General features: G+C 67.4%; 26 protein-coding genes and 3 tRNA genes. 18 read left to right on the forward strand and 11 right to left on the reverse strand.

What is annotated here, in order from left to right; all coding sequences use genetic code 11:
• Positions 1-19: 19 nt before the first annotated feature.
• Positions 20-172 carry a hypothetical protein gene (locus V7D63_RS01375; RefSeq protein WP_333590462.1) on the reverse strand — a complete coding sequence of 51 codons (153 nt, stop codon included), beginning with the start codon at positions 170-172 and terminating at the stop codon, positions 20-22.
• A 205-nt stretch (positions 173-377) separates the two neighbouring features.
• On the opposite strand from V7D63_RS01375, the gene V7D63_RS01380 reads away from it, so the two are divergent.
• Positions 378-452, forward strand: a tRNA-Thr gene (locus tag V7D63_RS01380).
• Between the two features lie 50 nt (positions 453-502).
• On the opposite strand, the gene V7D63_RS01385 is transcribed toward V7D63_RS01380, so the two are convergent.
• From V7D63_RS01385 to V7D63_RS01395, 3 genes are all read right to left on the reverse strand, one after another.
• Positions 503-1,045, reverse strand: coding sequence for a hypothetical protein (locus tag V7D63_RS01385; protein ID WP_333590463.1), 543 nt, complete (start codon positions 1,043-1,045; stop codon positions 503-505).
• A gap of 49 nt (positions 1,046-1,094) precedes the next feature.
• Entirely contained in the window at positions 1,095-1,562 is a 468-nt protein-coding gene (msrB, locus tag V7D63_RS01390; protein WP_333590464.1) for a peptide-methionine (R)-S-oxide reductase MsrB, read from the reverse strand.
• Positions 1,563-1,631: 69 nt separating this feature from the next.
• A complete protein-coding gene (locus tag V7D63_RS01395) occupies positions 1,632-3,110 on the reverse strand; it encodes a hypothetical protein (RefSeq protein ID WP_333590465.1) in 1,479 nt (492 codons plus the stop codon).
• A 174-nt stretch (positions 3,111-3,284) separates the two neighbouring features.
• On the opposite strand from V7D63_RS01395, the gene V7D63_RS01400 reads away from it, so the two are divergent.
• Genes V7D63_RS01400 through V7D63_RS01410 form a run of 3 tightly spaced genes read left to right on the forward strand, consistent with a single transcriptional unit; the run spans position 3,285 to position 6,177 of the window.
• Entirely contained in the window at positions 3,285-5,267 is a 1,983-nt protein-coding gene (locus V7D63_RS01400; protein WP_333590466.1) for an acetyl/propionyl/methylcrotonyl-CoA carboxylase subunit alpha, read from the forward strand.
• Positions 5,267-5,803: a DUF805 domain-containing protein gene (locus tag V7D63_RS01405; protein ID WP_333590467.1), complete on the forward strand. Its 537-nt coding sequence runs from the start codon at positions 5,267-5,269 to the stop codon at positions 5,801-5,803. Before V7D63_RS01400 ends, V7D63_RS01405 begins: the two co-directional genes overlap by 1 nt.
• Positions 5,800-6,177, forward strand: coding sequence for a DUF805 domain-containing protein (locus tag V7D63_RS01410; protein WP_333590468.1), 378 nt, complete (start codon positions 5,800-5,802; stop codon positions 6,175-6,177). The genes V7D63_RS01405 and V7D63_RS01410 overlap by 4 nt, the downstream gene beginning before the upstream one ends.
• Here the strand turns inward: V7D63_RS01410 and lipB are convergent, their stop codons facing one another.
• A complete protein-coding gene (lipB, locus tag V7D63_RS01415) occupies positions 6,178-6,894 on the reverse strand; it encodes a lipoyl(octanoyl) transferase LipB (RefSeq protein WP_333590469.1) in 717 nt (238 codons plus the stop codon).
• A gap of 29 nt (positions 6,895-6,923) precedes the next feature.
• Here lipB and V7D63_RS01420 point away from each other — a divergent pair, with 29 nt between their 5' ends.
• From V7D63_RS01420 to V7D63_RS01445, 6 genes are all read left to right on the forward strand, one after another.
• On the forward strand, positions 6,924-7,217 hold the full coding sequence (locus V7D63_RS01420) for a FliM/FliN family flagellar motor switch protein (RefSeq protein ID WP_333590470.1): 294 nt from the start codon (positions 6,924-6,926) through the stop codon (positions 7,215-7,217).
• A gap of 166 nt (positions 7,218-7,383) precedes the next feature.
• Positions 7,384-7,470 (forward strand) — tRNA-Leu (locus V7D63_RS01425).
• Between the two features lie 62 nt (positions 7,471-7,532).
• Complete coding sequence (mgtE, locus tag V7D63_RS01430; RefSeq protein ID WP_333590471.1) at positions 7,533-8,939, forward strand: magnesium transporter; 1,407 nt, start codon at positions 7,533-7,535, stop codon at positions 8,937-8,939.
• 70 nt (positions 8,940-9,009) lie between these two features.
• Positions 9,010-10,437, forward strand: a complete 1,428-nt coding sequence (locus tag V7D63_RS01435; RefSeq protein WP_333590472.1) for a glycoside hydrolase family protein — start codon at positions 9,010-9,012, stop codon at positions 10,435-10,437.
• A 43-nt stretch (positions 10,438-10,480) separates the two neighbouring features.
• Positions 10,481-11,644 carry an isovaleryl-CoA dehydrogenase gene (locus tag V7D63_RS01440; RefSeq protein WP_333590473.1) on the forward strand — a complete coding sequence of 388 codons (1,164 nt, stop codon included), beginning with the start codon at positions 10,481-10,483 and terminating at the stop codon, positions 11,642-11,644.
• Between the two features lie 108 nt (positions 11,645-11,752).
• Entirely contained in the window at positions 11,753-12,391 is a 639-nt protein-coding gene (locus V7D63_RS01445; RefSeq protein WP_333590474.1) for an exopolysaccharide biosynthesis protein, read from the forward strand.
• A 481-nt stretch (positions 12,392-12,872) separates the two neighbouring features.
• Here the strand turns inward: V7D63_RS01445 and V7D63_RS01450 are convergent, their stop codons facing one another.
• The 3 genes from V7D63_RS01450 to flbT form a co-directional block, all read right to left on the reverse strand.
• Positions 12,873-13,706, reverse strand: coding sequence for a flagellin (locus V7D63_RS01450; RefSeq protein WP_333590475.1), 834 nt, complete (start codon positions 13,704-13,706; stop codon positions 12,873-12,875).
• Between the two features lie 197 nt (positions 13,707-13,903).
• Complete coding sequence (gene flaF / locus V7D63_RS01455) at positions 13,904-14,266, reverse strand: flagellar biosynthesis regulator FlaF (RefSeq protein ID WP_333590476.1); 363 nt, start codon at positions 14,264-14,266, stop codon at positions 13,904-13,906.
• A complete protein-coding gene (gene flbT, locus V7D63_RS01460; RefSeq protein WP_333590477.1) occupies positions 14,247-14,648 on the reverse strand; it encodes a flagellar biosynthesis repressor FlbT in 402 nt (133 codons plus the stop codon). Before flbT ends, flaF begins: the two co-directional genes overlap by 20 nt.
• A 133-nt stretch (positions 14,649-14,781) precedes the next feature.
• Here flbT and V7D63_RS01465 point away from each other — a divergent pair, with 133 nt between their 5' ends.
• The 8 genes from V7D63_RS01465 to V7D63_RS01500 all read left to right on the forward strand — a co-directional run bounded on the left by V7D63_RS01465 (position 14,782) and on the right by V7D63_RS01500 (position 20,765).
• Positions 14,782-16,587, forward strand: a complete 1,806-nt coding sequence (locus V7D63_RS01465; RefSeq protein ID WP_333590478.1) for a tetratricopeptide repeat protein — start codon at positions 14,782-14,784, stop codon at positions 16,585-16,587.
• Positions 16,588-16,623: 36 nt separating this feature from the next.
• A complete protein-coding gene (locus V7D63_RS01470; RefSeq protein ID WP_333590479.1) occupies positions 16,624-16,842 on the forward strand; it encodes a hypothetical protein in 219 nt (72 codons plus the stop codon).
• Entirely contained in the window at positions 16,839-17,039 is a 201-nt protein-coding gene (locus tag V7D63_RS01475; protein ID WP_333590480.1) for a hypothetical protein, read from the forward strand. Before V7D63_RS01470 ends, V7D63_RS01475 begins: the two co-directional genes overlap by 4 nt.
• Positions 17,040-17,102: 63 nt before the next feature.
• Positions 17,103-17,975 (forward strand): AAA family ATPase, encoded by an 873-nt coding sequence (locus tag V7D63_RS01480; RefSeq protein ID WP_333590481.1) that lies wholly within the window; start codon positions 17,103-17,105, stop codon positions 17,973-17,975.
• An 82-nt stretch (positions 17,976-18,057) separates the two neighbouring features.
• On the forward strand, positions 18,058-18,915 hold the full coding sequence (locus V7D63_RS01485) for a methyltransferase type 11 (RefSeq protein ID WP_333590482.1): 858 nt from the start codon (positions 18,058-18,060) through the stop codon (positions 18,913-18,915).
• Between the two features lie 133 nt (positions 18,916-19,048).
• A complete protein-coding gene (locus V7D63_RS01490; RefSeq protein ID WP_333590543.1) occupies positions 19,049-19,642 on the forward strand; it encodes an HD family hydrolase in 594 nt (197 codons plus the stop codon).
• Position 19,643: 1 nt separating this feature from the next.
• Complete coding sequence (locus V7D63_RS01495; protein WP_333590483.1) at positions 19,644-20,576, forward strand: NUDIX hydrolase; 933 nt, start codon at positions 19,644-19,646, stop codon at positions 20,574-20,576.
• Positions 20,577-20,675: 99 nt separating this feature from the next.
• A tRNA-Ser gene (locus V7D63_RS01500) sits at positions 20,676-20,765 on the forward strand.
• A 48-nt stretch (positions 20,766-20,813) separates the two neighbouring features.
• Here V7D63_RS01500 and V7D63_RS01505 read toward each other — a convergent pair.
• The 3 genes from V7D63_RS01505 to V7D63_RS01515 all read right to left on the reverse strand — a co-directional run bounded on the left by V7D63_RS01505 (position 20,814) and on the right by V7D63_RS01515 (position 23,330).
• Positions 20,814-21,185, reverse strand: a complete 372-nt coding sequence (locus V7D63_RS01505) for a response regulator (protein WP_333590484.1) — start codon at positions 21,183-21,185, stop codon at positions 20,814-20,816.
• An 89-nt stretch (positions 21,186-21,274) separates the two neighbouring features.
• Positions 21,275-21,877 carry a response regulator FixJ gene (gene fixJ / locus V7D63_RS01510; protein ID WP_333590485.1) on the reverse strand — a complete coding sequence of 201 codons (603 nt, stop codon included), beginning with the start codon at positions 21,875-21,877 and terminating at the stop codon, positions 21,275-21,277.
• The gene (locus tag V7D63_RS01515; RefSeq protein WP_333590486.1) at positions 21,867-23,330 is read right to left on the reverse strand and encodes a PAS domain S-box protein; all 1,464 of its coding nucleotides are present in this window, start codon (positions 23,328-23,330) and stop codon (positions 21,867-21,869) included. The genes fixJ and V7D63_RS01515 overlap by 11 nt, the downstream gene beginning before the upstream one ends.
• Positions 23,331-23,342: the final 12 nt, after the last annotated feature.

The raw sequence follows: 23,342 nt of genomic DNA on the forward strand, positions 1-23,342 counted from the left end.
GGCCGCGTGTCGATGACATTCAGTTGCGCTTGTCGTCAGTCGCCGGACGGGCGGCCTTGCGGCGCCTCAGATTGTCGCGCAGGGCCGCGGCCAGACGGGCGGCGCGTTCGGCTTTCGCTTTCGCTTCGGGCGTCACTTCAGGGCCTTGGGGCTTTTTGGGCGGCGCGCTCATGCGTCCATGTCACCCGGATCAAAACTTTTGCGCAAGCGCGCGATTTGGGGCTTTCCCCCCGGCGGTCGTTTGGCTATACGGCCGCTTCCTCACGAGCGAAATCGGTTGAGCCGCCTTGGCGGCTAGGCTCAGATTTCGTTCAACTTAAGAATTTGACCAATCCTTGGGTTCGGATCGCTCGCGATCCAAAACAGGATTGGTCGCCGCCGCCGTAGCTCAGTGGTAGAGCGCATCCTTGGTAAGGCTGAGGTCGGCAGTTCAATCCTGCCCGGCGGCACCACTACAGACGAAAGGCCCGGTCGATCGACCGGGCCTTTTGCGTTTCACGCCTCAGTCCAGCGCGGACGGCGGATGGGCCGGGGACCGATGACGGCGGATACGCTCGTCCCAGGCGTCCTGGCGATTGTCGGCCGGACGGGCGCTGAAGGGCGCGTCGGGATCGCGGTAGTAACGGTCCAGGCCGCGCGGGTCGCGATAATAGGGGAACAGGCCGTTCTCGGTCTGACTGTAACTCAGGTCGATGCGGCCGGTCTCGCCGACCGGGATCGACATCCAGACGCCGACGTCGCGATAGCCGCCGGTGCCGATGCCGGCCGTGACCTCGCCGTGCATCTTGCGGTCGTCGGTCGGACCCTGGTCCTCGACGAAGACGGGACCGCCCGACTGACGACGGTCGATCCAGCGGGCGATCTGTTCGTCGGTGGTCAGATTATGCGGCGTGGCGGACTGGATGGTGGTGGCCGGCGCATCGGTCGGCGTGGCCGGGTCGGCCGTCGCGGCCAGGGGCGGCGCGGGCGTGGCCGGGGCCGTGGCGATGACGCCGTCCGGGCCTTCATACGCCGCGAGGGCCAGGGCCATCAGACTGATGAGCATCGCGTCCACTCCCGTTCAAACGTCACCTTAGCGCCAAATGGGGCGAAGGTCAGGCCGTTCCGTCGCCGCGCCCCAGCGGGTCAGGCAGGGGTTCGCCTTGCGGCGTGAAGCTCAAGGCGACCGAATTGATGCAATAGCGGTTGCCGGTCGGCGGCGGCCCGTCGGGGAAGACATGGCCCTGATGGCTGTCGCAGCGGGCGCAGCGGGTCTCGATCCGCACCATGCCGTAGCTGGTGTCGCGGACCTCGCGGACATGATCGGGGTCGACCGGCTCTGTGAAGCTGGGCCAGCCGGTGCCGCTCTCGAACTTGGTCACGGCGCGGAACAGCGGCAGGCCGCATTCGCGACAACAGAAGACGCCCGGCCGCTTCTCACCCAACAGCGTCCCGCAGAAGGGCGCCTCCGTGCCGTGGGCCAGAAGCACGCGCTTCTCTTCGGCGGACAGGTCCGCTTCCAGCGCCGCGCGCTGGGATTCGGAAGGCGGGGTCAGGTCGAAACCGGCGGCGGATCGGGTCATGGCTCTGAAATAGGAAAGGCCGGGCGAGGGTTCCACCCCGCCCGGCCCTGATCCGTTATTCGGCGACGCTTATTGGAACAGCGTGCCGACCCAGGCGCGCACCGCAGCCTCATCAGCCGGGTTGCCGGTGTAGGCCAGGCCCTGAGCCGGGGTGAAGGGTTGGTTGTCGCCGCGCTGGCGCGTGATCCACGCCTTGTGACCGTAGCTCAGCTCCGCATAGTTCGACGGCAGACGCACCACCGTCGGCTCGATGAAGATCGAGTCCACGCCGGTGGTCGAACCGACCAGACGCACGTTCGGCAGGCGGGTCAGCAGGTCCAGGGTGTCCAGGCAGCCGCCGGTGCAGCCGCCGTCGACCAGAACGACGACCTGACCCTGAACCGGGTTGGCGGCGCCGGTGTCCGGCACGGCGGCGCGGCCGGGCATGGCGAAGGTTTCCTGACCAGCGGCCAGGGCGGCGTCGAAGGCGGCCACGATGGCGGCCGTCTGTTCGATCACCGGACCCGATTCCTGCACGAAACGCGGATCGGCCTGCATACGGCCCAGGGTGTCCACGAACCACTGACGGTTCGCCTGGGTGGCGCGATAGGTGATGGTGCCGGCTTCGGGTTGGCGGCTGACCGTGAACTCGGGCGTCCAGATGCGGTTGGCCAGGCCATAGCCGCGCGCCGTCGAATTCTGCGACGAGCCTTCGGCGCCGCGCAGGTCGATGACCACGCCCTGGGCGCCGCGAATGGCGTCCACCTGGCTCTCGACCTGACCGAAGAAGGCGGCCCAGTCGGCGTTGTCCGCCAGCGAATGGACATTGATCCACGGACGGCCGTTGACCGTTTCGACGGCCAGCGGCGTGGCGCCCGGCGTATAGACGGTGGCGCGATAGGCGGCCTCGATGGCGGCGCGATCCACCGGCTGGATCTTCAGCTCATAGTCGCGTTCGCGACGGCCCTGACGGAAGGTGCAGGTCTGCGGCATTCCCCGGGTGAAGGGATTGTTGCGGTTCCACAGCAGATAGGGCGCCGTGCGGACGCGGCCGGACGCCGTCTCCAGGTCCCCTTCCCAGCGGTCCAGCTTGGCCCGCGCCAGATCCTCGGCGGTTTCACCGTTGCAAGAGACCAGGGTCGCGCCGACGGGCGGCGCGCCGCGCAGGCCCTGGCGGACATAGGCGACCTCGTAGTGATCGCCCGCCCAACGCGTGGTGAAGCCCGGCCAGGCCGTGGCGAAGAACGGTCCCAGACCTTCATAGGTCGGGCGGATCGTCGTGTTCCCGTCGCGGAAGCCGTTGGCGTAATAACGCATCAGATAGGCGTGGCTGTCGCCGCTCTGAACCTGACCGGCCTTGGACTGCGCGTCCACCAGGCCGGCGTCCAGCCAGGCGCGGAAACGATCACCCGCCGCGCCGGGGATGACGGCGGCGGGATGGTTGTCGCGCAACTGGTCGTGGGCGGCCTGTAGATCCTGGCGGGCCAGACCGCGGAAATCCTGAGCGGCGGCGGCGCCGGCCGATACGGTCAGGGCCAAGGCCGAGGCGGCGGAAATCAGTCGAAGCATGGTGGGGGGCACTCCGGGAGGGTCTCGCGTTCGTGAAAGCGTTAAAGCTCATCCGCGACAGGCTTGCAAAGCCCGCACGCCTGTCACGGGTTCCATTCGGGTTTACTCGCCGGTGTCTGCGTCTTAATCGGGGCGGCCCGATCACGATGCGGTCAGGTCGCCGGACGCCGTTCTATGTTCAAGAAAATCCTCATCGCCAACCGCGGCGAGATCGCCGTTCGGATCATCAAGACCTGCCGCCGCATGGGCATTTCCACGGTCCAGGTCTATTCCGAGGCCGACGCCGGATCGCTGGCGGTCGAGATGGCCGATGAGGCGGTCCTGATCGGCCCGGCGCCCGCCGCCCAGTCGTATCTGCTGGCGGACAAGATCATCGAGGCCGTGCGGCAAACGGGCGCGGAGGCAGTGCATCCCGGCTTCGGCTTCTTGAGTGAGAACGCGGGCTTCGCGCGGCGTCTGCGCGATGAGGGAATCGCCTTCATCGGTCCCAATCCCGAGGCCATCGAGGCCATGGGCGACAAGATCACCTCCAAGAGATTCGCCGCCGAGGCGGGCGTCTCGACCGTGCCGGGCCACATGGACCTGATCGAGACGCCGCAAGAGGCGGTGAAGATCGCCCGCGAGATCGGCTATCCGGTCATGATCAAGGCCTCAGCCGGGGGTGGCGGCAAGGGCATCCGCGTGGCCGAGGGCGACGCCGACATGGCCGAAAGCTTCGCGGCGGTGAAGGCCGAGGCCCTGAACGCCTTCGGCGACGACCGGGTCTTTCTGGAGAAATTCATCGTCGATCCGCGCCACATCGAGATCCAGGTGCTGGGCGACAAGCACGGCCATGTCGTCCATCTGTTCGAGCGCGAATGCTCGATCCAGCGCCGCAACCAGAAGGTCATCGAGGAGGCCCCCTCCCCGCTGATGGACGAAAAGACCCGCGCCGAAATGGGCGCCCAGGCCGTCGCCCTGGCCAAGGCCGTGAACTACGACAGCGCCGGGACCGTTGAATTCGTCGCCGGTCAGGACAAGTCCTTCTATTTCCTGGAGATGAACACCCGGCTGCAAGTCGAACATCCGGTGACCGAACTGATCACCGGGGTCGATCTGGTCGAACAGATGATCCGTTCGGCCTGGGGCGAAACGCTCGCCTTCACCCAGCAGGACCTGAAGATCGACGGCTGGGCGGTCGAGAGCCGCATCTACGCCGAAGACCCCTATCGCGGCTTCCTGCCCTCGATCGGCCGCCTGGTCCGCTATGAGCAGCCGCAAGAAGGGGAATGGGACGGTTCTGTCGTGCGCAACGATTCCGGCGTGCGCGAGGGCGACGAGGTGTCGATGTTCTACGACCCCATGATCGCCAAACTGTGCAGTTGGGCGCCGACGCGCGACGCCGCCATCGACGGCATGGCCCGCGCGCTGGAAGAGACGCACCTGGCCGGTGTCGGCCACAACATCCCCTTCCTGTCGGCGGTGATGGATCAGCCCCGCTTCCGATCCGGCGCCCTGACCACCCGCTATATCCAGGACGAATTCCCCGACGGCTTCCACGGCCTGGTCCCTGACCGGCGCCAGACCGACATTCTGATCGCCGCCGCCGCCGCCATGAACGAGATCGCCTCGGACCAGGCGGGAGACCCTTCGGATCGCACCGACTGGACCGTCATGATCGACCGTGACGCGCACGGCGTCAGCCTGTCCTATGACGACGAAGAGGCCCTGATCCTGGACCTGGAGGACGAGGACCGCGCCCTGCGGTTGGAAGCCATCGACTGGCGGCCGGGCCTGGCCCAGTTCCGCGCCGTTCTGGACGATCAGCCCTTCACCGCCGAGGTCCGTCGGGTCGCCGATGGCTGGGACATCCGCCACCGCGCCGCCCGCGCCCGGGTGCGCGTCCTGACCCCGCGCCACGCCGAACTCTACGCTCGCCTGCCCGAAAAACAGGCCGCAGACACGTCCAAACAGGTGCTGTCGCCGATGCCGGGTCTGGTCGTGTCGATCCCTGTCGTGATCGGCCAAGAGATCAAGACCGGCGAGACCGTGGCCATCATCGAAGCCATGAAGATGCAGAACATCCTCAAGGCCGAACGCGACGGCGTGGTGAAGGCCATCGGCGCCAAGGCCGGCGACCCTGTGGCGGCCGACGACGTGCTGGTGGAGTTCGACTAGTGGCCGACGCCGGCCTCAAGCAGAAGCTCTTCGGCTTCCACGGCAGGCTGAGACGTCGGGACTGGTGGCTTTTGGGACTGGCCGTCGCCTTGGTGCAGGTGGCCGTCATGCTCTCTGTCCATTTGCTTGTCTCCGAGCAGGGCGAGCCGTTCCTTGGAATGCTGCGGATAACCGAAAGCGGCCTGATCGTTTCCACGTCATGGTGGGCGGCGACCGGGATCAGCGCCCTGGCTCTGTGGCCCCAACTCGCCATGGGCGTGAAGCGGGGTCATGACATCGGATGGAGCGCCGCATGGACGACCGTCCTCTATTTGATCAGCTTTCTGGGGGGGCTGGCGCCGTATGATTTCGGCGCCGCGCTCGGTGCTCAGATCGATGCAGGTCGAACCGAATTCTTTGTGCCGCTGGCTCTGCTCGTCGTCAGCATGATCGTGAATGTGGTGCTGGTCGCCGCCTTCGGTTTCGTCGATGGAAGGCCGGAAGCCAACCGCTACGGAACGTCGCCCAAATTCGAGAGCACGGACGCGGGCGAATGACGATCCTGACGGACCTCTATCTGACAGCGTCCGGCCGGATCGGGCGGCGGGTCTTCGTCTTCGGCGTGCTGCCGCTGGCCGCGGCCTGGACGGCCCTGACGCTGCTGGCGCCGGACGCACCCGTCTGGATCGCGCGGCTGTTGGCCGCCGTCCTGCTCTACCTCGCCGCCTGCGTGACGGCCCAGAGGCTGCATGACCGGGGCCGGGCCGGATGGTGGGCGGGACCGCTGCTGCTGGCCGTCGTCCTGGCCTGGATCTGGCGCGAGACGCCGTTCGGTTGGGCGCTGGGTGTGCTGTTGCTGGCGCCGTTGTTCGATCTGGCGATACGGCCGGGACAAGCGGGCTTCAACCGCTACGGGCCGCCGCCGCGCTGATCAGACCGGCGCCTTTCCCGCGACCACCGGTCCGAACACGTCCTGAAACGCCGCCTTCAGGGCCGCGTCGGCGTCGTCCATCGAGGCGGTCAGACCCAGGTCCAGCAGACTGGTGACGCCGTGCTCGGAGATGCCGCACGGCACGATGCCGGCGAAATGGTCCAAATCGGGGTCCACGTTCAGGCTGATGCCGTGAAAGCTGACCCAGCGGCGCACCTTGACGCCGATGGCGGCGATCTTGTCCTCACGCGACCAGCCCGCCCCCTTGCGCTCGACCCAGACGCCGACGCGGCCGTCGCGCACCCCGGCCGGGACGCCCAGCCGATCCAGAGCGCCGATGATCCAGGCCTCCAGCCCGCGCACGAAGCCGCGCACGTCGCGGCCGCGCCGGTTCAGATCCAGCATGACATAGGCCACCCGCTGGCCCGGCCCGTGGTAGGTGAACTGCCCGCCCCGCCCCGTGCGATGCACCGGAAACCGGTCGGGCGTCAGCAGGTCCGCGTCCTTGCTGGACACCCCGGCGGTGTACAGCGGCGGATGCTCCAGCAGCCAGATCAGCTCCCCCGCCTCGCCCGCTGAAATGGCCGCCGCGCGGGCCTCCATGGCCGCCACGGCCTCGTCATAGCCGACCCGTCCCGACGACACGGCCCATTCGACGGGCGCGCCGTCACCGCGAATCGATTCGTTCAAAGCCGGGCTTAACGGGTGGGAAAGCATGCCGCCTCAATGTGCATGCGGGGGGCGCCATGCAAGACCCGACCGCAGAAACACCAGTCGCCGAGCCGTGTATGAGTCAGATCGAAGCTGTCGATGTCGAGCTGTCCGTGGTTCTCGGCCGTTCGGTGCTGCCCATGTCGCAATTGCTGAAGATGGGCCGGGGCGCGGTCATTCCGCTGGACGCCTCGGAACATGACGAGGTGTGGATTCTGGCCAACAACCACCCCGTCGCGCGCGGCCAGATCGAGATCCGCGACGACCGCATCGCCATTACGGTCACGCGCCCGGCGGATGTGTATGACTTCATGGCCGGCGCGGCCTGAAGGGCTTAGGGCTTAGGGCTTAGGGCTTAGGGCTTAGGGCTTAGGGCTTAGATTACCTGGGCCAACACGCCTAAATCTCTCCTAAGCCCTACTCCCTACGACCTAATCCCTCACCCGCCCCTTGCCCCGCGCCCGCCCCTAAGCTATCGCCCCCGCTCCGATGCGAGCGGTCGTGGCGGAATTGGTAGACGCGCAGCGTTGAGGTCGCTGTTCCCTAACCGGAGTGGAAGTTCGAGTCTTCTCGACCGCACCATCGACTTTAAAGGACGGAATCATCGGCTAAATAGCTGATCGACAGACAGGGAGGCGAAAGGCGTGAGCACCACCGCAACCGCACCCCTGCATGAGTCCGAGATCGAAGAGCACGAGGCGCTGGACGAGGACTATGTCCTGACGCCCGCCTTCGTCGAAAAGGTCGTGGACGCCGCCGACGACGGCGACGGCCTGCGTCTGCGCGGCCTGTTGGAAGACCTGCACCCGGCCGACGTCGCCGACCTGATGGGCTTCCTGACGGCCGAGCATCGGGCCGTGGTGGTGCTGTGGCTGCCGCCGGACCTGTTGGCCGAGACCCTGCCCGAGCTGGACGACGGCATCCGCGAAGAGGTGCTGGAGCGGGCGCCTCACGGCACCCTGGCCGAGGCGCTTCAGGAGTTGGATTCCGACGACGCCGTCGCCGTGGTCGAAGAGATGGAGGACGACCAGCGCGAACGCGTTCTGGCCGCCATGCCCGACGTCGAGCGCGCCGCCATCGAGCACGCCCTGGCCTATGCCGAGGAGACCGCCGGCCGCCTGATGCAGCGCGAGGTGATGGCCGCGCCCCAGTTCTGGAGCGTCGGCGACACCATCGACCACGTCCGGGCGCAGGGCGAGGACCTGCCCGAGCTGTTCTTCGACGTCTATGTGGTCGATCCGCTGAACCGGCCGGTCGGCGGCGTGCCGATCAGCCGCCTGTTGCGCGCCCCGCGCGCCACGGCCCTGGCCGAGATCATGGAGCCGGTGAACGAGATCACCGTCGATCAGGACCAGGAAGAGGTCGCCTACGTCTTCGAGAAATACCACCTGATCTCGGCCCCCGTAATCGACGAGGGCGGCCGCCTGGTCGGCCAGATCACCGTCGACGACATCGTCAACATCATCCAGGAAGAGAACCGCGAGGACATCCTGCGTCTGGCCGGCGTGTCGGACGAGGATCGCGGCTCGTCGGTGTCCGAGATCGTGCGCGGCCGTGTGCCCTGGCTGGCGATCAACCTGGCGACGGCGGCCCTGGGGGCCAGCGTCATCGCCTTCTTCGGCGCCACCATCCAGCAGGTCGTGGCCCTGGCGGCCCTGATGCCCATCGTCTCGGCCATCGGCGGCAACGCCGGCACCCAGGCCCTGACGGTGACCGTGCGCGCCCTGGCGACGCGTGAGCTGAACAGCTCCAACGCGCGGCGGACCTTCGGCCGGGAGCTGATGGTCGGCCTGGCCAACGGCCTGGTGCTGGCGCCCCTGATCGGCGTCGCGGCGGCCCTGTGGGCGCGGGACTGGCGCATGGGGGCGGTGATCGCCACGGCCATGGTGCTGAACCTGCTGGTGGCGGCCACGGTCGGGGTTCTGACCCCCCTGACCCTGTCGAAGCTGAAACAGGACCCCGCCGTGTCCTCAGCCGTGTTCGTGACGGCCACGACCGACTTCTTCGGCTTCCTGATCTTCCTGGGACTGGCGACGGCGGTTCTGCTCTAGCGGGAACCGGCCCATCCCTTGCTGCTTCCCCAGCGGGGCGAGCGATTCCGTCTCGAATTGGGTCAGTCAGGTGTCCGACGTCACGCCGAACCGCATGAAGATCTCCCGCGAGGGGATCGTGCTCATCAAGAGCTTCGAGGGCTTTCGGCCGCGCGCCGTGGCGCGTGGCGACGGCTGGGTCATCGGCTACGGCCACACGGCCTCGGCCCGCGACGGCCTGACGGTGGGCGAAGCCGACGCCGAACTTCTGTTGCAATATGACCTGATCCCGGTGGCCAAGGCCCTGCATGAGCGGGTCACCGCGCCGCTGAACCAGCATCAGTTCGACGCCCTGGCCAGTTTCGCCTTCTCGCTGGGCGTCGAGCGGTTCGCCACGTCCGACGTGCTGGCGCGGGTCAACGCCGGCGCCGCCGCCGAAGCCGCGGACGCTCTGTTCGGCTGGCCCGAGACGCCGGGACCAGACGCCGCCCTACGTCGCCGCGCGGCCGAGCGCGCCCTGTTCGTCGCCGCGCCCGAAGCGGCCGTGACCCTGGCCGACTTGCTGGCCGCCCCCCTACCCTTGCCCATCTCTCGCGATGACGACGCGCCGGAGACGCCTTCGGCTGACGCCCGCGCCGCCGCAGTGGCCCATCTTCTGGGTGAAGCCGAAACCACGCCCGAGACCGATGCGCCGGCGGGTGAAGCGCCCGCCGTCGAGGCCCCGCGTCCCCCTCGGCCCGTCGCGGCCGCCATCGATCCGCTGTTGCAGCGCTATTCCCCCTATCACGCCGCCGCGGTGGGTCCCCTGCCCGCGCTCGACCCGCAACGGATCCTGGCCGCCGTCGATCTGAGTCTGGTTCCCGCCGCGCCCGAACCGGCGCCCCAGGCCGAACCGGCCAACGACCTGGTTGAAACGGCCTTCCCCGCCGCCGAAGACGCCTTTGTTCCGCCGGTCGAAGCGGCGCCCATCGAAGACGCCGTCGCGTCTGAAGCCCAGGCCGAACCGGCGCTCCCTGAACCGGCCGTGGCCGAGACCGCGCCCGAACCCGTCCAAGAGGCCGTGGCCGCGCCCGCCTACGTCGAGCCGTTGATCATCGAACCGTCGGCGCCGGAGCCTCTGGTTCTGACGCCCCTGACCGAAGCCGAGACCGTCTTCGATTCGCGCCCCTTGTGGACGCCCGAGCAGCGCACCTTCGGCGAGACCGTCACGCCGGACCCCGATCCCTTGTTCGAGGACGGCGGCGACGCGACCCTGGGTCCCATCCTGCGCCATGAGACCGATGAGGAGGCGCCCGGAGGGTTCGACTGGAGCGAGACCGGCGCCTTCCTGGCCATGGGCGGGATCGGTCTGGTCTCCTTCGGCGCGGCCATGGCCGCCTTCCGGCGCGCGGGACAGGAAGGCTCGGGCGGCGACCAGACGGCGCTGATCGGCTGGGTCCTGGCCGTGATCGCCCTGGTCTGCGTCGGCGTGTCCAGCTTCAACCTGTATCAGCGGCTGGGTCGGGCGCAGCCGGAATAGTCGGCGGCTTTGCGCGTCGCGCGCGGGGTGCTAACCCCGCCGCATGAGCATTCCCAACGCCCCCCAATCGATGGAATTCGGTCTCGGCGAGACCGCCGACGCGATCCGCGACACCACGGCCCGCTGGGCCGCCGACCGTCTGGCGCCGCGCGCCGCCGAGATCGACGAGAAGAACGAATTCGCCCGCGACCTGTGGCCCGAGATGGGCGAGCTGGGCCTGCACGGCATCACCGTCGAGGAAGAGTACGGCGGCCTGGGCCTGGGCTATCTCGAACACGTGGTGGCGATGGAGGAGGTGTCACGCGCCTCGGCCTCGATCGGCCTGAGCTACGGCGCCCACTCGAACCTGTGCGTCAACCAGATCCGCCGTTGGGGCACGCCCGAGCAAAAGGCGAAATACCTGCCCAAGCTGATTTCGGGCGAACACGTCGGCTCGCTGGCGATGTCGGAGGCCGGTTCCGGCTCGGACGTCATGTCGATGCGCACCCAGGCCAGGAAGGTCGGCGACCGCTACGTCCTGAACGGCACGAAATTCTGGATCACCAACGCCCCGCACGCCGAGACCCTGGTGGTTTATGCCCGCACCGGCGAGGGCAATGGCGGCGTCACCGCCTTCCTGGTCGAAAAGGGCATGAAGGGCTTCAGCGTCTCCAAGAAGTTGGACAAGATGGGCATGCGCGGCTCAGACACCGCCGAACTGGTGTTCGAGGACTGTGAAATCCCCGAAGAGAACATCATGGGCGGCGAAGGCCGCGGCGCCGCCGTTCTGATGAGCGGCCTGGACTATGAGCGCGCTGTCCTGTCGGCCGGGCCTCTGGGCATCATGCAGGCGGCGCTGGACGTGGTGCTGCCCTATGTCCGTGACCGCAAACAGTTCGGAAAGCCGATCGGCAGCTTCCAACTGATGCAGGGCAAGGTCGCGGACATGTACGTGGCCCTGAACTCGGCCCGCGCCTATGTCTATGCCGTCGCGCGGGCCTGCGATCAGGGCTTGACCACCCGCTATGACGCGGCGGGCGCCATCCTGCTGGCTTCGGAAAACGCCGTGAAAGTGTCGCTGGAGGCGGTTCAGGCCCTGGGCGGGGCCGGTTACACCAAGGAATGGCCGGTCGAACGCCTGGTCCGCGACGCCAAGCTGTACGACATCGGCGCGGGCACCAATGAGATCCGCCGCTTCCTGATCGGGCGCGAGCTGCTGGGAGCGTAAGCGACCAGGCCGGGCGATGACAGCGCATGACCGTTGCCGAATGTTAAGTGGCGTCGCCCCTTTCCGCCGCCTAAAGGCTTGTCGGTAAGCCCTTCTCCACCGAGCGCCATGCCCGACTACGACTATCAGAGCGACGCTCGGCCGTTCTCTCAGGTGCTGGAGGACATCGGGGCGCGTGACGAACCCAAGCTGTATCTGGGGGAGTTGGTCAACGCCTTCGGCGAGCGCGGCTTCGGGGCCATGATGGTCTTTTTGGGCCTGCTGAACGCCCTGGCCTCGCCCATTCCCGGATCGACGACGGTGCTGGGCGCGCCGCTGATGCTGATCTGTCTGCAACTGCTGTTTCGACGCGACCAGTTGTGGCTGCCGCGATGGGCGTTGAAGAGCAGCCTGCCGCGCGAGGAATACCGCAAGGTGGTCGCTCGGGTTCAGGGACCGCTGCGCGCCATCGAGCGGATATCGAAACCCCGCTGGCTGTTTCTGACCAATGAGGTCTCGGAGGTGCTGATCGGTCTGGCCTGCTGCTGCCTGACCCTGATCGTCATGCTGCCGATCTTCGGCGGCAATCTGTTCCCGTCGCTGTTCGTGGCCCTGTTCGGCTTCGGCTTGATGCAGCGCGACGGCATGGCCGTGGCGGCGGCCTGGACCGGCGTCGCCGGCTTCAGCGCCTTCGTCTGGCTGGCCTGGGAGGTGATCAGCCGCATCTTCCTGGTCTCGATGGACTGGTGGCGCGGCCTGATCGGCTAATGGAAAGGGCCGCCGCGTGATCGCGACGGCCCTCCATTGTCTGACCGCGAAACGGTCAGCCGAAACCTAAAGCCTGAAAGGTCAGGCCCGGACCTCCGAAGAAGCCAGGGTCGCGGCCACCGCACGCGATTGATGACAATGAGACACTGGATCACCTCCTTTCACGACGCGCCCCCAAACGAGCGCACGAACAAGAGGTAAGGGCAGTTCGGCGACTTCGCCAAGATCGTTCGCCTTTTCGTGATGCGAACCGCCCTCGCGCTCAAGCAGCGAGGGACCGCGTCCCAAGCGTTGGCGCAACAAGAACGGTCCTCAAGCAGGGAGCCGCCGCGCGGCGAGCGATAGGGCAAGAAGAAACGCCCTGAAGCAGCGAGCGCCCGCGGCGCAAGCGGTAGGGCCAAAAAACGCGCCCTTGGCGTCATGCCAAAACGCCGGGGGAGCGAACTCCCCCGGCGCTTTTTTTAGAAACCTGAAAAGCCAATCAGCCGCGGAACAGCGACAGGACCAACTGAGGAGTCTGGTTGGCGATGGACAGAGCCTGGACTCCCAACTGCTGCTTGGTTTGCAGAGCCTGGAGCTTGGCGCTCTCCTTCGCCAGATCGGCGTCGACCAGATTGCCCACCCCGCTCTCCAGAGCGTCCGACAGTTTGCCGACGAACGTCTGGTGGGTCGTCAGGGCCTTCGACTGGGTGCCCAGCCGCGCGAGCGAGGCCGAGACACGGTCGATGGAGGTGTTGACGGCCGTCAGGGACGCCGTCGCCTTGGTCAAGGTGTCGATCGACTGCGTCGTGGCCACGGTGACGTTGGCGCCTCCCAGGGCCAGGACCTCCGGGGCGACCGTCAGAGACGACGTGCCGCCGGCGTTGGCCAGAGCCTGGAACCCCGTCGCGCCGGTCTTCAGCAGGTTCACCCCGTTGAAGTCGGCGTTGGAGGTGACGCTCGCGATCTGATTGCGAAGCGCCTTGAAGTCCTCGTTCAGCGCGGCCCGGGCCGCCGTCTTCAGCGACGCATCCGTCGCCGCCAGAGCCTTCTCCTTCATTTGGAGCAAGAGGTCGGAGACCGTCTCGCCCGCCGCCATCGCCACATCGACCGCAGCAATGCCCCGGTCGAGAGACTGTTTGACCGCCCCCAGGGCGCCGATGTCGGCTCGTTGGCCTTGGGCGATCGCCCAGATGGCCCCGTTGTCCTTGGCGGAGGCGACCTTCTTGCCGGTGTTGATCCGGTTTTGGGTCTCCGCCAGATCGGCGTTGGTGGCGTTCAGGTTCTGGAGCGCGATCATCGCGCCCACGTTGGTGTTGACCGAGCTAGAGAGCATGCGGCGATCCTTCCATTCTGGTCGGTTGTGAAACGGCCTTCTGGCCGTAGAACCGGTTCTGGTTCGCCCGCGCACACGCAAGAAGCGGACCTCGAGCCGGAACCAATTCCGTCTAGGTTTTTCAGTGACTTGAATGTCGTGCGAATGCCGCCCGGCAGGATCGGCCCGGTGACGGCGGATAGAGTTTGCCTAGTGGGTCAGGCCGCTTCCAGCGCGCCCGACAGCCCCTGCATGACCATCTTGTTGATGTCGATCAGGGGTTCAAAATCCTCGTCGCCCCGCATGATTTCGGACGAGTGGCGGTTCACGAACAGGCTGATGGAGATGATCTGCGCCCGCAGCGGATTGGCCAGGGCGTTATCCGGGTCGCTGCAATCGGTCGCCAGGGCCGACCACAGGCGACGGTTCCAGTCCAGAGCATCGATGCGGGTCTGGATGTCGGAGCGTTCAACCGTTGACGCATGCACCAGAGCGCGCGTCACCTGGCCGAACAGTCGGTATTCCATCTCACGCGGAGACTCGGCCCTCGCGGCCGCCGTCTTATAAGCCTGAAGCGACATGCGTCAGCTTGTCCTCGTACTCGACCAGTTTGCGGGCGGCGAGAAGCGCCTTGTAGTACTCACGCGCCAATACGTGCTTTGAGGCGGCGACGCAGTCGGCCATGGCGTCGGGATTGCGGGTCGCGGTCATGAATTCCGTCAGGCGCTGAGCGAATTCATCATAGAATTTAGCGGCCTGGTTCTCGTCTATGTACATCATCATGACGGGGAAATAGATGCGCCTGGCGGGCGTGGTCACCTCGTCGGCCTGCATGATGTCCTTCTCGCGCAGGACGTTGGCCTTGTTTTGCAGGATCAGCACGCCACGACGGTCGCCGTTCTGGACGACGGCCCCGTTGAGCACGAATTTCTCGCCGGGCTTCAGCGACAGCTTCAACGGCATATGATTGGCTTTCCCTCTGGCCCGTCCCAAGGTCTAGACGAGCGGCGCTGAGAGAAGGCTAAACAGACGTGGTTAACCATGTCTTGTGATGTGGGCGGCCACACAGGCGATGTCTTCCCAGTTCGAGCGTTCGATGGCCCTGACCGACCCTTCCGCCGACCTCGCCCACGCCTTTCAGCCCGTGGTCCAGGGCACGACCGGCGACGCCGCCTCGCCCGAGGCCATTCGCCGCCTGTCGAAGGAGCTGGCCGCCAGCGAACGTGGGCGGCTGGCGACCCAGAGGAAGGTGATCGAGAAGCTGAAGGCGGCCCTGGCGGCCGTGCGGATGCACGACTATCGGCTGGGCGCCAAACGCTGCCTCGACGCCCTGGCGCTGGACGAACGCAGCGGCCTGGCCTGGCACGTGCTGGCCATCTGCCGGGAAAAGGCCGGCGATCTGGCCCAGGCCCTGACCGCCTATGAGGCGGCGCTGAAACTTCTGCCCGACGAGACAGAGGTGGCGCACGACCTGGGCCGCCTGGCCCAGCGGTTGGGCTATCTGGAGATCGCCGAGAAGCTGCTGGTCAAATATCTGACCGCCAACCCCGGCCACGTCGAGGCGACCAACAACCTGGCCTGCGTGCTGCGCGACGGCCAACGCTATGGCGACGCTATCGACACCCTGCGCGACATGATCGCCGTCGAGCCGGCCAATCCGGTGCTGTGGAATACGCTCGGGACGGTGCTGAGCGATCAGGGCGACATGGCCACGGCCCTGACCTTCTTCGAGGAATCGCTGCGGCTCGACCCCGGCTTCGCCAAGGCCCGTTACAACCGCGCCAATGCACGTCAGCCGCTGGGTGACGAAGAAGGGGCGCTGGAGGACCTGGTGGCCGCCTACGACGGCGCCGAGCCGGGTTATGAGCAGGCCATGATGATGATGGCCCGCGCCCTGCTGCTGATGGGCATGGGTCGCATTCCCGAGGGCTTCGAGGCCTATGAGATCCGGCTGGACCCGGCCATGCCGGAGGCGGTTCGCTTTCTGGTCGACGCCCCGCGCTGGAACCCGGCGGACATGGACATCGCTGGAAAACGCCTGCTGATCGTCGGCGAACAGGGCATAGCCGATGAGATGATCTTCGGCGCCTGCATCCCTGACGCCATCGACGCCGTGGGTCCCGACGGCCAGGTCTTCATCGCCGTCGAGGCGCGCCTGGTCGACATGTATCAGCGCAGCTTTCCCCAGGCCGTGGTCGGCGCCCACCGCTCGGTGCGGCTGGAGGGCCGCCTGACCCGCGTCTGTCCCTTCATGGAAGAGTTGGCCGAGGCGGGCGAACCCAAACTGGACGCCTGGGCGCCCATGGCCAGCCTGCTGATCCCGTTCCGTCGCGGCCTGTCGGACTTTCCGAAGACGCACGGCTATCTGAAGGCCGATCCCGCGAAGATCGCCCACTGGAAGGCCGAACTGGAAAAGCTCGGTCCCGGCCTGAAGATCGGCCTGCATTGGAAGAGCCTGGTGCTGACCGGCGTCCGCGCCCGCTACTTCTCCAGCTTCGAGCGTTGGAAGCCGGTTCTGACCGCGCCGGGCTGCATGATGATCAATCTGCAATGCGGCGACGTGTCCGAGGATCTGGCGGCGGCCCAGGCGGCCGGCGTGACGGTCTGGACCCCGCCCATCGATCTGAGGAACGATCTGGAGGACGTGGCCGCCCTGTCGGTCGCCTGCGATCTGGTGGTCGGGCCGGGCATCGCCGGGACCAATCTGGCCGCCACGGTCGGGGCGCGCACCTGGCTGATCCACGCGCCGGACGACTGGCATCTGATGGCAACCGACCGCTACGTCTTCTATCCGCACGTCAGGACCTTCGCGACCGGCGGCTTCGACGGCTGGCCCCGCGCGATCGAGGCGGTGCGGGCCGGATTGGACGATGCGGTCGCGAACGGTTGGAACGACGCCTGACGCTCGGGCGTTTCCGTCTCGAAAGCGAGGCGCGCCATGTCCAAGATCACACTTGAACACGACGAGACCGACCCGAACGACCAAGACGACGACGCGAACCAGACAGCCGAGGGCGAGGTCGAACTGCTCTACGTCGGCCTGATGCGCAACATGCGCGGCGCCCAGGCCAGCGCCGCCCATTGGGAGGCGAAACGCCTGTCCGACGACGACATCGCCGACCTGGGCTACGGACCTGATCAGGAGCCGAGCCGATGACCCAGCCCCTCACCATCAGAGACGACAACGATCCCGACACGCCCTACGCCCGCCGGGCGCCGCGCGAACACGGCAAGCCGGATCAGTTGGAGGCCGAGACCGACCAGGCCGAGAACCGCCAGGAAGCCCTGATCGACGAGGGCCTGGAGGAGAGCTTTCCCGCCAGCGACCCCATCTCGGTCAAGCGCATCACCTGATCGTTGTTAAGCCGCCCCGTCCTGGGCTAGGGCTGTCGAAAGCCTAGCCGAGGATGGATGCGGATGCAGGGTCAGGGCGCGCGGTTCCAGGGAACCGCCAGCTATATCGCCACCGACGATCTGAAGATCGCCGTCAACGCCGCCGTGACGCTGGAGCGGCCCTTGCTGATCAAGGGCGAGCCGGGCACCGGCAAGACGGTTCTGGCCTATGAGATCGCCGCCGCCCTGGGCGCGCCGCTGATCACCTGGCACGTCAAGTCCACGACCAAGGCCCACAACGGTCTGTACGAATACGACGCCGTCAGCCGTCTGCGCGACAGCCAGTTGGGCGAGGAACGGGTCCACGACGTCCGCAACTATCTGCGCCCCGGAAAGCTGTGGGAGGCGTTCACCGCGCCGGTGCGGCCCGTCCTGCTGATCGACGAGATCGACAAGGCCGACATCGAGTTCCCCAACGACCTGTTGCAGGAACTCGACCGCATGGAATTCTACGTCCAGGAGACGGACGAGACGATCCGCGCGGCCGTGCGCCCCATCGTCATCATCACCTCGAACAACGAGAAGGAGCTGCCGGACGCCTTCCTGCGCCGCTGTTTCTTCCACTACATCCGCTTTCCCGACGACGAGACGATGAAGGCCATCGTCGAGGTCCACTTCCCCGGCATCAAGGCGCGGCTGGTGTCAGAGGCGTTGAAGACCTTCTATGCGCTGCGCGACACGCCGGGGCTGAAGAAAAAGCCGTCAACGTCCGAGCTGCTGGATTGGCTGAAACTGTTGATGGCGGACGACATCGATCCCGAGACCCTGCGCGAACAGTCGCCGGGCAAGCTGATCCCACCGCTTCACGGCGCCCTGTTGAAGAACGAGCAGGACGTGCATCTGTTCGAGCGCCTGGCCTTCCTGAACCGGCGTGAAGCCGGTCGCCCCGGCGTTTGAGCCACATCTCGGACGCAGGCGCGACATGGCGATTAACGCGAATTCACTGGTCAATGAGACCGGGGAGCGCAGGATGCGCCTCATGAGACCGTTCGCTCCGTCCCATATCCTTTTGCTGCCGCTCGCGGTCGCGGTGACGGCCCTGGCCGGCTGCGACGAACCGAATGTGCGCATCTCCTCGCCCGACACCACGACGGGCGGCGTGCTGAAAGTCGTCGAGGCCCTGCAATGCCCCGAGACGCAAGGCGTCTTGACGCGCAAGGGTTCAGCGCAGCCTGGCGGCAAGGCCTGCACCTACACCGGTCCCAAGGGGGCCGAGGTCAGCCTGCATCTGGTCGATCTGAGGGGCGATCCGTCGTCCCAGGTGCTGCGGTCGTTCGAGCATCAACTGGCCCAGGACCTGCCGCACACCCTGGCGGACATTCGCGCCCGCCAGGCCCAGGACGCCGCCAATGACGCGGAAGTCCGGGCCGCGGACGCCAAACGCGCCGCGGCGGACGCCGAGCGCGCCGTCGCAGACGCCGACAGGGCCGCCGCCGAAGTCCAGGCCCAGGCCGACGACACGGCCCAGGTTCGACTGCCCGGCGTCATGATCGACGCCCATGGCGACAAGGCCCGCGTGCGCATCGGCGGTCTCAACATCAACGCCGACGATACGGGCGGCACGGTCAATGTCCGCTCCGACGACGAATCCGTCGACATCAACGCCACCGACAGCGGCGCCGAGGTCCGAACGCGCGGCGCGGGCGACGCCACCCGCACGACCTGGATATTGACCGACAACGGCTCTTCAAACCCCGGCTGGCGCATGGTCGGCTATGAGGCGCGCGGCCCGGCCGGCGGTCCCATCGTCATCGCCACCGTGCGCACCAAGGAACGCGAACAGGACGCCGTCTTCGACGCCGCCAAGGCCTTGGTGACGCTCAACGTCGGCCGATAAGACGCCCCGCGGGCCTTGATCCCAAGGGCCGGATGCGTCACCTGACCTGCCCAACCGCAGGACTGTGACCTCATTGGCCGACGCCCCGACCAAGCCCGCCCCCCGCACCAAGCCGCCGCGCGCCTGGCAGCGCATGCTGTCCGGCCGCCGTCTCGATCTGTTGGACCCGTCGCCGTTCGACATCGAGGTCGAGGACATCGCCCACGGCCTGGCCCGCGTCGCCCGCTGGAACGGCCAGACCATCGGCGAACACGCCTTCTCGGTGGCCCAGCACAGCGTGGTGGTCGAAGAGATCGCCGCCCACATCAAGCCGGGCCTGGACCCGAAATGGCGTCTGGCGGCCCTGCTGCACGACGCCTCGGAATACGTGATCGGCGACATGATCTCGCCGTTCAAGTCGGCGCTGGGCGTCAACTACAAGGCCTTCGAGGCGCGCTTGGAGGGCGCGATCCACGTCCGTTTCGGCCTGCCGCCCAAGACCCCGCCGCAGATCAAGGCCCTGATCAAGAAAGCCGACAAGGCCTGCGCCTTCTTCGAGGCGACCCAACTGGCCGGGTTCTCGAAAAAGGAGGCGCTGGGCTTTTTCGGTTCGCCCCCGCCCGGCTATGACCTGATCATCGACCCCCTGCCCCCCTCCCTGGCCCAGGAACGGTATCTGGAGCGGTATCGGGTTCTGGCCGGCGCCGTGGGGCTGATCGCCCCCGCCGACGCCTGGCATACGGAATAGAATGGGCGCGCGGGGCGACGGCGCGGGAATTCGGATCGGCCTGTCGGCCGTGGTCATGGCCGTGCGAGAGCGCCAGGCCGTCGTCCTGACCGTCGGCGGCGAGGGCGAGGCCGCCCTGCCCTTCGGTCCCTTCGACCCTGCGACCGACCGCACCTTCGAGCTGGCCCTGCGCGCCTTCGTGACGGCCCAGACGGGGTTCCGCCTGGGCTTCGTGGAACAGCTCTACACCTTCGGCGACCTGGGCCGCGCCTCGCCGCGCGCCACCCCCGGCCCTGATCGGCGGCGCGAGGTCTCGGTCGGTTATCTGGCCCTGACGCGCGAGGCGGCCGAGACGCCCGGCGCCCGCTGGACCCCGGTCTTCGACCTGTTCCCGTGGGAGGATCGCCGCAACGGCCCGCCCGTCGTGATGGACGCCATCGCCGAAGGCCTGGCCCGCTGGTCCGGCGCCGACGTCCGACGCCGCGCCCGCGCCGATGCGCTGTTCGCCCTGGCGCCCGGCCTGCGCTGGAACGAGGAACGGGTGCTGGAGCGCTACGAACTGCTCTACGAGACCGGCCTGGCCGCCGAGGCCGCTCGCGACCGCGACGAGTCCTTCGCGCCCCCGCCCCTGGGCCTCGCCATGGCCTCGGACCACCGGCGCATCCTGGCCACGGGCCTGGGCCGACTGCGCAGCAAGCTGAAATACCGGCCCGTGCTGTTCGACCTGGCCCCCGAGACCTTCAGCCTGTTCGAGCTTCAGGCCGCCGCCGAGGCCGTTTCAGGCCTGACCTTGCACAAGCAGAATTTCCGACGCGGCGTTGAACGCGCGGACCTGGTCGAACCCACCGGCGTGATGTCGGCGACCGGCGGACGCCCCGCCGAACTGTTCCGCTTCGCCGGACTGGACCCGCAAGGCGCCCCCCTGGGCGGCGTCGCCTTGCCGACACAGCGATAATATCGCTGGCCCTGCAATAATTTCGCGCCGCCCGCTTGCGACGCGGCCCGGACGCCCTTAGAGAAGCCGTCCTTCAACCAAGCCTACTGAAGGCCTCGCGGAGAGGTGGCAGAGTGGTTGAATGTACCGCACTCGAAATGCGGCGTGCGTGAAAGCGTACCGGGGGTTCGAATCCCCCCCTCTCCGCCACTCTTCCCCGCCAGTATTGGGTTTTGAGCGCACTTGGGCGAGCGACGGCTAGGCCGTGCGGGTCGCCTCGGCGATCCGTGCGAACAAGGCCTCGTCCAGCAAGGGCTTTTCGACGATCGAGGCGCCGGCCGTCGCGGCCTGTCGCACCAGGGCGACGGACGGGGCCGTGGTGATGATCACGGCCGGGGCGGCCACGCCGCGCGCGCGCAACCGTCCCAACAGTTCGATGCCGGGCAGGTCTGGAAGGTTTTGGTCGATCACCAGGCAATGCAGACCGTCGGTCGCGGCGGCCAACGCCTCGGCCGAGGTTCCGCATCGACGCACGTCATAACCCCGCGCCTGGGTCAGAAAGGCCAAGGCGTGCAGAACCTCGGGGTCGTCATCGACGATCAGCAGGACCGGCCGCTTGGAACTGTGCACGGGCGACGAACCGAGGCTTGCGGACGCAAGGCGGTCCGACCGTCATCCTCATCGGCCGCGCGAACGACCGCCTTGTTCTGGAACAAGCCTTAGAGACCGGCGGCCAGGGCGATGCGCATCAGTTCGGCGATGTTGCGGGCGCCGGTCTTGCTCATCAGATTGGCGCGATAGATCTCCACCGTGCGTGGACTGATCTCCAGTTCGTGGGCGATGACCTTGTTGGGCTTGCCCGCGACCACGCCGCCGAGAACGTCGCGCTCGCGCGGGGACAGGCCGGACAGGCGCGCGTCCGCCGACAACCGCTCGCTCTCCGTCCCGCCGTCCGGTTTCAGGCGTGTCAGCGCCGATCGGACGGCCTTCAACAGCACGTCGTCGCCGAACGGCTTTTCGATGAAATCGACGACGCCGGCCTTCATGGCCTCGACCGCCAGGGGCACGTCGCCGTGGCCCGTCATGACCACGACCGGCAGATCGACGCCCCGCGCCTTCAACTCCTGCACCAGCTCCAGTCCTGTTCGCCCCGGCATGCGGACGTCGGTCAGCACGCATCCCGACGCAACCGGCAGGGCCTCCAGAAAGGCGTCGGCCGAGACATGGAAGTCGGCGTCCACGCCGTTGACCTCGAACAGAAAGGCCAGGGCCTCGCGCAGGCCCGCATCATCGTCGATCACATGCACGCGCTCAGTCGGCACCGTCGTCTCCCTCGGCGCGCGGAAGGGTGAAGGCGAAGACCGCGCCGCCGCCCTCTTTATCCTCGGCCCAGATGCGTCCGCCATGGGCTTCGACGATGGTGCGACATATGGACAGCCCCACGCCCATGCCGTCGGCCTTGCTGGTGACGAAGGGTTGGAACAGCCGCCCGCGCACCACCGGGTCCAGGCCCGAACCGGTGTCGGAGACGCTGATCCGCACCGTCCGAGCGTCCTCGGCTCGGACGACGATCTCCAGTTCGCGGCGGGCGGCGTCCGCCATGGCGTCGATCGCGTTGCGGATCAGGTTCAGGGCCACCTGCTGGATCTGGATGCGGTCCACGACCACCGGTCCCGCGTCGCGGTCCAACTTCAGGCTCACGCGCACGTCGCGGTCCTTGACCCCGACCAGGGCCAGGGCGCTGGCTTCCTCCAGCATCTTGGCCGGGTCTTCCAGGGTGTGCTCGGTCTCGCCCTTGGCGACGAACTCACGCAGGCGTTTGATGATGGCCCCGGCGCGCAGGGCCTGATCCCCGGCGCGATCCAGCGCCGAACGCAGCCGGTCCAGGTCGGGCGCTTCGCCTTCCAGCAGGGTGACCGACCCCTTCATATAGCTGGCGATGGCCGACAACGGCTGGTTCAGCTCGTGCGCCAGGGTGGACGCCATCTCGCCCATGGCCGTCAGCCGCGAGACGTGGACCAGTTCGGACTGAAGCTCCTGAAGCCGGCGTTCCTGTTTTCGATCCTCCGTCAGATCGGTGACGAAGCCGGTGAAGAAGCGATCGGCGCCCACGCGCGCCTCGCCCACGGCCAGCTCCATGGGAAAGGTCGAACCGTCCTTGCGCTGGCCGACCACGATGCGGCCGATGCCGATGATGCGACGCTCGCCGGTCGTCAGGTAACGCTCCATGTAGCCGTCGTGGGCGGAGCGATCCGGGTCCGGCATCAGAAGACTGACGTTGCGGCCCACCGCCTCCTCCGGCGACCATCCGAACAGACGCACGGCCGCGGTGCTGAAGGACTGCATGATCCCCCGCTCGTCGATGACGACCATCGCCTCGGGCACGGTCTCCAGGATGGATTCCAGGTGCGCCTCGCGCGTCGCCGCCTCTCGGCCCTTGCGACGCAGGCTCTCGCCGACGACGGCGATGGCCGGGCCGACCAACAGGAAGATCAGGGTGTCGATCAGATTGGCGGGGTCACGCCAGAGATCAGCCTTCAGCGCCCCGCCCGCGATCACCACGCCCAAGGCCGTGGCCAGCAGCGCCGGCCCGCGCCCGCCCAGCATGGCCGCGACCAGCACCATGGCGACATAGGGCACGAAGAAGGTCCGGCCCGCGAAGACGTCGTCCAGCAGCAGCCTGAGGCCCAGGGTGATCAGGGCGCCGACCAGGGCGGCGACATAGCCGTAGCGCCGCGAGGTGAAGCCTTCGTTTGCGCTTTCGGCGGGGATCAAGGGCGGCGGCTC

Source organism: Brevundimonas sp., from assembly GCF_036732845.1.
Classification (GTDB): Bacteria; Pseudomonadota; Alphaproteobacteria; order Caulobacterales; family Caulobacteraceae; genus Brevundimonas.

Excerpts from the sequence above, each read along its gene's own strand:
- V7D63_RS01385 (WP_333590463.1), bottom strand. The coding sequence starts at position 1,045 with ATGCTCATCAGTCTGATGGCCCTGGCCCTCGCGGCGTATGAAGGCCCG.
- V7D63_RS01420 (WP_333590470.1), top strand. The coding sequence starts at position 6,924 with ATGCAAGACCCGACCGCAGAAACACCAGTCGCCGAGCCGTGTATGAGT.
- V7D63_RS01450 (WP_333590475.1), bottom strand. The coding sequence starts at position 13,706 with ATGCTCTCTAGCTCGGTCAACACCAACGTGGGCGCGATGATCGCGCTC.
- V7D63_RS01440 (WP_333590473.1), top strand. The coding sequence starts at position 10,481 with ATGAGCATTCCCAACGCCCCCCAATCGATGGAATTCGGTCTCGGCGAG.
- flaF (WP_333590476.1), bottom strand. The coding sequence starts at position 14,266 with ATGTCGCTTCAGGCTTATAAGACGGCGGCCGCGAGGGCCGAGTCTCCG.
- V7D63_RS01400 (WP_333590466.1), top strand. The coding sequence starts at position 3,285 with ATGTTCAAGAAAATCCTCATCGCCAACCGCGGCGAGATCGCCGTTCGG.
- lipB (WP_333590469.1), bottom strand. The coding sequence starts at position 6,894 with ATGCTTTCCCACCCGTTAAGCCCGGCTTTGAACGAATCGATTCGCGGT.
- V7D63_RS01490 (WP_333590543.1), top strand. The coding sequence starts at position 19,049 with ATGCTGTCCGGCCGCCGTCTCGATCTGTTGGACCCGTCGCCGTTCGAC.
- V7D63_RS01445 (WP_333590474.1), top strand. The coding sequence starts at position 11,753 with ATGCCCGACTACGACTATCAGAGCGACGCTCGGCCGTTCTCTCAGGTG.
- V7D63_RS01485 (WP_333590482.1), top strand. The coding sequence starts at position 18,058 with ATGAGACCGTTCGCTCCGTCCCATATCCTTTTGCTGCCGCTCGCGGTC.
- V7D63_RS01480 (WP_333590481.1), top strand. The coding sequence starts at position 17,103 with ATGCAGGGTCAGGGCGCGCGGTTCCAGGGAACCGCCAGCTATATCGCC.
- V7D63_RS01475 (WP_333590480.1), top strand. The coding sequence starts at position 16,839 with ATGACCCAGCCCCTCACCATCAGAGACGACAACGATCCCGACACGCCC.
- flbT (WP_333590477.1), bottom strand. The coding sequence starts at position 14,648 with ATGCCGTTGAAGCTGTCGCTGAAGCCCGGCGAGAAATTCGTGCTCAAC.
- V7D63_RS01395 (WP_333590465.1), bottom strand. The coding sequence starts at position 3,110 with ATGCTTCGACTGATTTCCGCCGCCTCGGCCTTGGCCCTGACCGTATCG.
- msrB (WP_333590464.1), bottom strand. The coding sequence starts at position 1,562 with ATGACCCGATCCGCCGCCGGTTTCGACCTGACCCCGCCTTCCGAATCC.
- V7D63_RS01375 (WP_333590462.1), bottom strand. The coding sequence starts at position 172 with ATGAGCGCGCCGCCCAAAAAGCCCCAAGGCCCTGAAGTGACGCCCGAA.
- V7D63_RS01470 (WP_333590479.1), top strand. The coding sequence starts at position 16,624 with ATGTCCAAGATCACACTTGAACACGACGAGACCGACCCGAACGACCAA.
- V7D63_RS01410 (WP_333590468.1), top strand. The coding sequence starts at position 5,800 with ATGACGATCCTGACGGACCTCTATCTGACAGCGTCCGGCCGGATCGGG.
- V7D63_RS01495 (WP_333590483.1), top strand. The coding sequence starts at position 19,644 with ATGGGCGCGCGGGGCGACGGCGCGGGAATTCGGATCGGCCTGTCGGCC.
- V7D63_RS01465 (WP_333590478.1), top strand. The coding sequence starts at position 14,782 with ATGGCCCTGACCGACCCTTCCGCCGACCTCGCCCACGCCTTTCAGCCC.